5 protein-coding genes are annotated in these 8,754 nt (G+C 37.8%); all 5 read left to right on the top strand.

Going from position 1 to position 8,754, the window contains the following annotated elements:
* The first annotated feature begins 368 nt into the window (after positions 1 to 368).
* The 5 genes from mfd to QME58_13425 all read left to right on the top strand — a co-directional run bounded on the left by mfd (position 369) and on the right by QME58_13425 (position 8,592).
* Positions 369 to 3,740: a transcription-repair coupling factor gene (gene mfd, locus QME58_13445; GenBank protein MDI6804819.1), complete on the top strand. Its 3,372-nt coding sequence runs from the start codon at positions 369 to 371 to the stop codon at positions 3,738 to 3,740.
* 195 nt (positions 3,741 to 3,935) lie between these two features.
* Positions 3,936 to 5,438, top strand: coding sequence for an ATP-binding protein (locus QME58_13440; protein ID MDI6804818.1), 1,503 nt, complete (start codon positions 3,936 to 3,938; stop codon positions 5,436 to 5,438).
* A gap of 5 nt (positions 5,439 to 5,443) precedes the next feature.
* Entirely contained in the window at positions 5,444 to 6,814 is a 1,371-nt protein-coding gene (locus tag QME58_13435; protein ID MDI6804817.1) for a sigma-54 dependent transcriptional regulator, read from the top strand.
* A 108-nt stretch (positions 6,815 to 6,922) separates the two neighbouring features.
* Positions 6,923 to 7,336, top strand: coding sequence for a response regulator (locus QME58_13430; protein MDI6804816.1), 414 nt, complete (start codon positions 6,923 to 6,925; stop codon positions 7,334 to 7,336).
* A 38-nt stretch (positions 7,337 to 7,374) separates the two neighbouring features.
* Positions 7,375 to 8,592: a cytochrome c3 family protein gene (locus QME58_13425; protein ID MDI6804815.1), complete on the top strand. Its 1,218-nt coding sequence runs from the start codon at positions 7,375 to 7,377 to the stop codon at positions 8,590 to 8,592.
* Positions 8,593 to 8,754 lie beyond the last annotated feature (162 nt).

Here is an 8,754-nt window from a genome sequence, read left to right as displayed (position 1 = left end):
ATCAAAAACAATATCCGAATTAATATTCGGCTCTTCTTTGTCGAATGTACTATCCGGCTCCTTTGCAAATTGGGTAAAGATGTAAACTGATAGAATAAAAATGAATAATGATAAAAATATCCCTAATACTATTTTCTTTTTAGAACTCATAAAAATCCTTACTCTATATTTTATGGTTATAGATTTTGAATTGAATATAATGTAAAAAACTATTAAGTCAAAAATCTTGCATTATCGCAAACTCTTTCTTAATTTCTAATAACCTTAACTGTCTAAGTCTGTTTTTTACTGACGGTTAGGGATAGGTGTGTTTTAATAAGAGCCTTGAGCGAAGAGCTTAGAGCATAGAGAATTGTGATGTTTGCTATATGATAGATAAAATAAGATCCGATATATATAACTCCAAGCCGTTTCAAAATTTAGAAGCGACCTTCGTGAATCAACAGCACGATATTACTGTCCATAATCTTTACGGGTCTTTAGCGGCTTTTCTTGCGGCTATGGTTTTTGAGAAAAGCCGACACGTGCTGCTTGTTACTCCCGATAAAGATACTACCGAAAAAATTTACGACGACTGTTCACTCATCCTCGGCGCCGGAAACGTTTGCCTCTTCGGCGAGCGACCACCTAAAGATGTGGAACTTCTCGATTTAAGTGCACCCGTTTCACAAATTGAAACGCTTCGCTCTCTTTCCGCAGGGAAATCATGCGTTGTTGTCGCCTCGCCGTATTCACTCGTCAGCAAATTATCAGCGCCCGATAAATTCAAAAAAAATATTATCGAACTCGTTTCAAATCAAGATTATGATTTTCAAAAACTGATTGATCAACTCTACGAGTTTCAATTCCAGCGAAAAGATTTTGTAGAGTCGTATGGCGATTTTGCTGTTCGAGGGGGTATTTTAGATATTTTCCCTTTCATCGGGTCAAATCCAGTTCGCTTAGAATTCTGGGGTAACACGATCGAATCGATACGCGAGTTTGACGCAATATCGCAGCGTTCAATCCGCCAACTCGAACGAGCGAGCATAGTCCCGGATATCCATCACGAAGATGTTGAGTTACAATGTTCGGTATTCGATTATCTGCCTGAAAACACATTCGTAATTTTACACCAATCCGACTTGATTGAAAGTGAAGTGGAAGAACTGCACCGCGAAGGAGTTACTAACATTTTCGACTGGAATTACATCTCAGAAAAAATTTCAAAATTCTCAACGATAAAAAATCTTGAATTAATAAAGCACAATACTAAACCTATCGACTTCTTTTCTTCATCTCAACCTGCATTTAATAAAAGCGTAAATCGGTTAGTTGATAAATTATCTGAATTAACTTTTTCAGGTTATCAAACATACATCACCTGCGATACGAAAGAGGAATCGGAAAGATTAGAAGAACTTATACAGGAAGTTTTAACGAGAGCGAATAATGAATCAAGAATTTCGAATGACGAATTTCGAATCACTGAATTCAGGCGTCCCGAATCGGGAATCGATATAGAGTATAAAATAATTACTGAACCATTTCATTCGGGTTTTATTTATCCTCCCGCAAAAATTGCTATTCTTACTGAACACGAAATTTTCGGGAGGATAAAACATCGAAGCACAACAAGTCGCAGGAAGTTCAAAGGAATATCTTTTAGAGAACTAACACAGCTCAAGCGGGGCGACTATGTAACACACATCGATCACGGTATCGGTAAATTCGAGGGAATGCAAAAATTGAGTGTCGGTGGAATTGAACAAGAAGTAGTCAGAATTTTATATCGCGAAGACGATACCCTCTATCTCAATTTGAACTATGTAAATAAAATCCAAAAATACTCGTCGCAAGAAGGACATTTACCAACTTTAAACAAATTAGGATCGAAAGATTGGGAATTATTAAAACAGCGGGCAAAGAAAAAAATAAAAGATATTGCACGCGATTTAATAAAACTTTACGCACTGCGAAAAAAAGAAACCGGCTTCGCTTTTTCAACAGATTCGCATTGGCAGAAAGAACTTGAAGCTTCGTTTATGTACGAGGATACACCCGACCAAGCCACATCGACATTAGATATAAAACAAGATATGGAGAGGAGTTCTCCGATGGACCGCCTCATCTGCGGCGATGTTGGGTTTGGTAAAACCGAAGTTGCGGTGCGCGCCGCATTCAAAGCAGTAATGGATAATAAGCAAGTCGGAATTCTTGTTCCCACTACAATACTTGCACAGCAGCATTACAATACATTTCGGGACAGGCTTGATAGATATTCTGTAAAAATAGAATCGTTCTCGCGTTTCAAGTCGAAGAAAGAACAAAAGCAGACACTCGAAAATCTCAATACAGGAAAAACCGATGTAATCATAGGAACGCACCGCCTGCTTTCGAAAGATGTAGCTTTTAAAGATTTGGGACTTTTAATTATCGACGAAGAACATCGTTTCGGAGTGTCGGCGAAAGAAAAATTGAGGATGCTTCGTTCGACTGTTGATACGCTTACATTAACCGCAACACCGATTCCGCGAACGCTTCATTTTTCGTTGCTGGGTGCGCGCGATTTATCGCTCATCAACACTCCACCACGTAACCGTTTACCGATAATTACAGAAATTGTTCCCGCAACTAACGGACGGAAATTCCACTGGGAAATTGTGAGAGAAGCAATTCTGAAAGAAATGCACCGCGGCGGGCAAATTTACTTTGTCCACGATAGAGTTCAAAATATAGATGAAATTGCACTGCTGATTAAACAGCATGTACCTGAAGCGAAGATTTTTGCGGCGCACGGTCAGATGCGCGGACATGCGTTGGAAAAAATTATGATGGGTTTTTTAGAAAAAAAATTTGACCTCCTCGTGGCTACAAAAATAATCGAATCGGGTTTGGATATTCCGAATGTAAATACAATTATAATTAACCGTGCCGACAGGTTTGGAATGGCTGAGCTATATCAGTTGCGAGGCAGAGTCGGACGATCAAATGTTCAGGCATACGCTTATTTGATTACCCCCCCGCTGAACTCGATGCCCCGAACATCCATTCGGAAATTACAATCTATTGTTGAATTCACAGAGCTTGGTTCGGGATTTAACTTAGCGATGCGTGATTTAGAAATCCGTGGCGCCGGCAATCTTTTGGGAGCTGAACAATCGGGCTATATAATCGATATGGGTTTTGAAACCTACGAAAAAATTTTGGAACAAGCAGTTGACGAAATTAAGCAGGAAGAGTTCAAAGAAATTTTCGATATTGAAAAACTTTCGAAACCAAAAGTTGAAGCTACTATCGATACCGATATCGAAGCACTAATTCCCAATTTTTATATCGAGCGAGATTACGAACGATTAGAAATCTACCGCCGGCTTTATAAATTAATTGACGCTTCAAAGATTAATGAAATCAGAATGGAATTGCAGGATAGGTTCGGCGAGTATCCCCTTGAAGTCGAAAATTTGTTTAAACTTATTGAGCTTCGAATAACCGCCTCTAATTTTTTCCTCAATGGTATTAAGATATCTAAATCAAATTTAATACTTATCCTGCCCGGATACGAAAATCAGATTTTTTACGGAGATACTGATTCTATATTTCAAAAACTCACCCGTAATGTGGGAGCTCACCCGGAATTAAAGCCACATTTCAGCGAAACGAAAACGCAATTCCAATTAAATTTATTGCTGCCGAATATCGCCGACCCGGTTAAAAGAATTGAAAAATCGATAGAGATAACGAAGCTATTATTCCATTGATCTCACCTAATCTCTCCTACTTTTAATAAATTTGCAAAAGTAGTTTTCAAATTTGAGTTTGTTAAGACCATAAAATTGCCAAACGCAACTAATTTTGCCTTTTATAAGTTTGTTTGAGGGGTTTTTGAATAGTTAGAATCTGGCACAAGTTATGAACAAAGTTACGTACTTAATATTTGTATCGATAAATCATTTATGAAAAAAGTTCTTGAAAAAATTTTCCCGACATTAGGTAAAAAAATTGCCGCTTCAGTGATTATCGTTTCTTTAATCGTCGGAGGTGGATTTATATTTTCAGCTTATCTGACTGGACGGAGTATACTTGAAGATAAAGCTAAAGAGGAAGCCCAACATGTGGCTTATATACTTAAAGGTGTACTCGAATTTTTAATGTTAGAAAATAGATGCGACAAGATTCACGAAGCAATGCAAGCCGCTGTTTCGACCCATTATATTCCCGAACTCTATATTCTCAGAACCGACGGTACTATATATTTAAAATCAATATCAAATCCAGGAGTACAAGCCGATTCTGCTTTTCTTCAGAAATTGGTCAAAGAGAATAAAAGAAAACACCTTGTTAAAGAAAACGATAAAACCTTTGAATATATTGTTGAAACTATTAGCAACAAACCTGAATGTTCCAGATGCCACGGAGTTGGAAAATCAACACTCGGTTTTTTTGCAGTCAAGATTGGCTTAGATGAACTAGGTGCAATATCCAAACAGCACCGTACAACGAATATCGTAATGACCATTTTAACATTCGTTGGTTTATCGGGGATAATATTTATTACACTTTCTTTCCTTGTAATAAAACCTGTAAACCGTTTGCGAAACCACATCTCCAGAATAGAACAAAAGATGGAGAGTCTCGGAACAGGCGATAAGGTTATTTTTCCTACGATGCTTGAACCAGGAAACAACAGCGACGAAATTGCGAACCTAACAAGAAGTTTTAATCATCTGATAACTTTGTTAAACGATGCAAATTCAAAATTATTCGAGCTTCACGATACTCAACTTGAGCACGCCGACCGCTTAGCTTCAACAGGCGAAATTGCAGCAAGCATAGCACACGAAATTAAAAACCCGATTGCCGGTGTATTGGGCGCTTTGCAAATATTTGAAGACAGCATAGCCAACGATGATGAGAAGAAAGAAATTTATGCTGAAATGATATTTCAGCTTGAGCGGGTAAACCATGCTGTGAATGATTTACTAAGCTACGCTCGTCCGGCTCAACCGGTATTTGAAGAAGTTCAGATAAACGAATTGTTGAAAAAAACAATTTCGTTAATGAGTCCTCAACTGAAAGATAAAAACATCGCTTTCAAAAACGAACTTGCGGACAATTTGTTTTTAGTGGCGGCAGATAAAAAACAAATGCAACAAATATTTTGGAACGTTTTGATAAATGCCCTCCAGGCAATCGATACAAACGGAAAAATATCGATACGGACTTTCAATCATAATTCTTCCGTTCAAATAATTATTTCCGATAGTGGTAAAGGAATCGATGCAAAACAACTCGATATGGTATTCAAACCTTTTTATACCACGAAGCATAAAGGGACAGGATTGGGATTAACGATTACAAAACGAATCGTTGATCAACATCAAGGAGAAATAATTTTTGAGAGCGAACAAGGCGTAGGAACAACAGTTACTATAACTATTCCAATTATGAAGAGTTGAAGAGAATGCGTGGCGAAACAATTTTAATTATTGACGACGAAAAGCTAATCCGGTGGAGTTTGGAAAAAGACCTCACAAAATCGGGTTTCGATGTGTTTGAAGCTGAAAATTGCAGCGTTGCGATATCAGTTCTAAAGGATTGCGACCCCGATTTAATTATCCTCGATCAAAATCTTCCTGATGGAACAGGTATCGACTTGTTACAAAAAATAAAAGAGAGTAAAAACGGCACGCCGGTAATCATGCTGACAGCCGTCGATAAATCGGATATTGCTGTTCAGGCGATGAAGTTGGGTGCTCACGACTATGTAACCAAGCCAATCAACTTTGAAGAACTTAAAATCGTAATTGAGAAATCACTCGAATCTACACGTCTGAAACGGCAGCTTGCTCACCTCTTAAAAACACAACAGAAAAAAAACGGTTTCAGCGGACTAATCGGTTCATCGCCGCCAATGCTTCAGGTTTATGAAAAAATAACGAAGATAGCTGCAAGCAACGGAACGACTGTTTTAATTACTGGAGAAAGCGGCACTGGAAAAGAATTAGTCGCAAGGGCTGTTCATTTCTTAAGCGAACGGAAAGATAAACCCTTGATGACTGTAAATTGTGCGGCATTGACGGAGACATTAATAGAAAGTGAATTATTCGGATATGAAAAGGGAGCCTTTACAGATGCAAGAAATCAGAAAAAAGGAATTTTTGAAATTGCCGACAGTGGTACGGTTTTTCTTGATGAGATTGGCGATATACCTCCGAAACTACAAATTAAACTTCTGCGTGTGCTTGAACAAAAAACATTTCAACGTGTAGGCGGTACAACAGATATAAATGTCGATGTTAGAATTATTGCCGCAACCAACAGAGCATTACAGGAAAAAATTGCTGAGGGAACATTCAGAACAGATTTGTTTTACCGATTAAGCGTTGCAAACATCAACCTGCCACCTCTCAGAGATAGAAACCAGGATGTCCTGTTACTTGCTGAAAACTTTTTACAGGAATTTAATTTAAAATTCAACAAATTTTTCACTGGTTTCGTTGATGAGACAAAACAACTGTTTCTTAACTATCAATGGCATGGCAATGTACGGGAATTAAAAAATGTAATGGAACGTACAATTCTATTAAATGATGCCGATTACATACAACCTCAGCATCTCGAATTTTCACACCTTCTTCACCAGCAAAAAAATTTTAGCCCATCTTTTCATAATAATGAAGAACCGCTATCTCTAAACGAACTCGAAAAGAAAGCCCTCATCCAAGCTCTTGAGAAAACAAACTACAATCAAACACAAGCCGCTAAGTTACTACAAATTACACGCGATACAATCCGTTACAGAATTAAAAAACACCATTTAGAAAAAAATTGAATTATTGAATCATTGGATAAATGGTCAATTGACAATTGGCTATTGGTTTCCCCCTGAAACTGATATATTAATTCTGGCATAATAGTTGGGCTATGTATAGACATTATTATGCATACGAACAATTCCAAAAAGAGAATTCTCATCGTCGAAGACGAAAAATTGATTTGCTGGTCTCTCCAAAATGTACTGACAAAATTCGGTTACGAAATTAAAACTGTTCATAGCGGTGAAAATGCGATCGAACTCTTCTACACTCACTCATTCGATTTAATCATAACCGATATGAAACTCCCCAATATTGACGGTTTTAAGGTAGCTAAGGTAGCAAAAACCCTTTTCCCCGGTATCCCGGTTGTAATGATTAGCGCCGAAAGTAATCGGGTTAATGAAATATCAGCAATTGATTCTTTTTTTGAAAAACCTTTCGATCTTCGATGTCTTACATTTTTCATTAAAGATCTTATCGAAAATAAGAACATTAACACACAACCCGTGGGTGATATAACCCAACAAGTTGAGTAATTTAACCCAGTTGTAAAAAAAATTAGTAATTGTTAAAAATGTACATACGTTCTATAGTAAATATTTTAGTTTGCATTATCCTGTTGGTTAGTTTACAGGCCTTTGTATCTAAACCAGATATTTCTATTGTGCCTTTCGCCGAACAACCAAATTCTTATGATGTTGCAAAATTGTTGTTGTTGTCCGTCCCAAAAAATATCGGGAATGAATTAGTAATTTCCTCACAATGGCAATTTGAAAAAGTTATCCCGATTGCAAGTCCTTCTGAAAAAGAAAAATTTCCCAAAGAGTTTATTCAAATATTTCCGCCTAACACAACTATCGAAGAATTGGCATATTCATTTATTCTGCAGGGCGGTTCAACTCTACCTGAAACTTTAAGATACAAGTATATCGATACAATGACCGTCAGGGGGTTTTGGCGAAAACCGGCTTTTACAGAATTACTCCGCTTGGTTCAGGTTTCCAGAGCATCCGAATTGGTGTTAAATGTAAAAGGATGGAAAGATATCACGCTAACTACCGACTACGATGACCCTGTAAAAGAAAATTATTCGTTATATAAATTACAGACTCAATTGATTCCGGGTGATAACAAAATTTATTTCACATCTGTCGGGAACAAATCTAAAGCAATACTTTTTCGCACTACACAATTAGCAGAATCCAAACCGGTTGCAGATCGTGCTGACAAATTTCACAATTCGGAGTATGAACAGAATTGCACAAGTTGCCACGATGGCTTGCCGAGCGGTGACGGTGGCCAAAACATTACTGCCGATTGCAATAGCTGCCACAAAGAATTCGCACAAAGCTCTAAAGTTCACGGACCCGTTGAAATGAAAGAATGTACAACCTGCCACGCATGGTCGAAAGAAAGCAAAGCTGTTGTTGTTGAAAAAGGGGTACCTGGAGTTTGTGCCGACTGCCATTCCGAAATTACCGATTTAAACGAAAAAGCTAAATATCCGCACGCGGTTGGAAACGATTGTTTAACTTGCCATTCTCCACACAGTTCTAATACGAAGAAATTATTAAAAGATAAAGTTTACAACACTTGCATCTCCTGCCACGATAAATATGGTTTAAACCATCCTGTCAATAACCATCCGAGCAGGTTCAGAACTACTTCTGAAAATGGCAAAAATGAAATTTCCTGCGTCAGTTGTCATAACCCGCACGGTTCCGATAATAAAGCAATGATGAAAGTTGCAGGGGGCAGAATGGCTATATGTTTGAACTGTCATAATAAATAATGCTTAAAATAATTTACATATTCATTTTCTTCTTACTTATGAACATCACTATGGTTCAGAGTCAAAACTTTACCGACCAGGGGATTTCCAGCGGTTCATCTATTATATTAGGGTCTTCGCGTACTCGAGTGGGTCATTTTATATCTCCTTGAGCATGCAAGT

The organism is Bacteroidota bacterium, from assembly GCA_030017895.1.
Lineage (GTDB): Bacteria > Bacteroidota > Ignavibacteria > UBA10030 > BY39 > JASEGV01.
The sequence above is the reverse complement of the archived record's forward strand: the minus strand, read 5'-3'. Positions and strand labels throughout refer to the sequence as shown.

What these genes read in the sequence shown, in the direction of transcription:
- mfd (MDI6804819.1), top strand. Translation starts at nt 369, where the DNA reads ATGATAGATAAAATAAGATCCGATATATATAACTCCAAGCCGTTTCAA.
- QME58_13440 (MDI6804818.1), top strand. Translation starts at nt 3,936, where the DNA reads ATGAAAAAAGTTCTTGAAAAAATTTTCCCGACATTAGGTAAAAAAATT.
- QME58_13435 (MDI6804817.1), top strand. Translation starts at nt 5,444, where the DNA reads ATGCGTGGCGAAACAATTTTAATTATTGACGACGAAAAGCTAATCCGG.
- QME58_13430 (MDI6804816.1), top strand. Translation starts at nt 6,923, where the DNA reads ATGCATACGAACAATTCCAAAAAGAGAATTCTCATCGTCGAAGACGAA.
- QME58_13425 (MDI6804815.1), top strand. Translation starts at nt 7,375, where the DNA reads ATGTACATACGTTCTATAGTAAATATTTTAGTTTGCATTATCCTGTTG.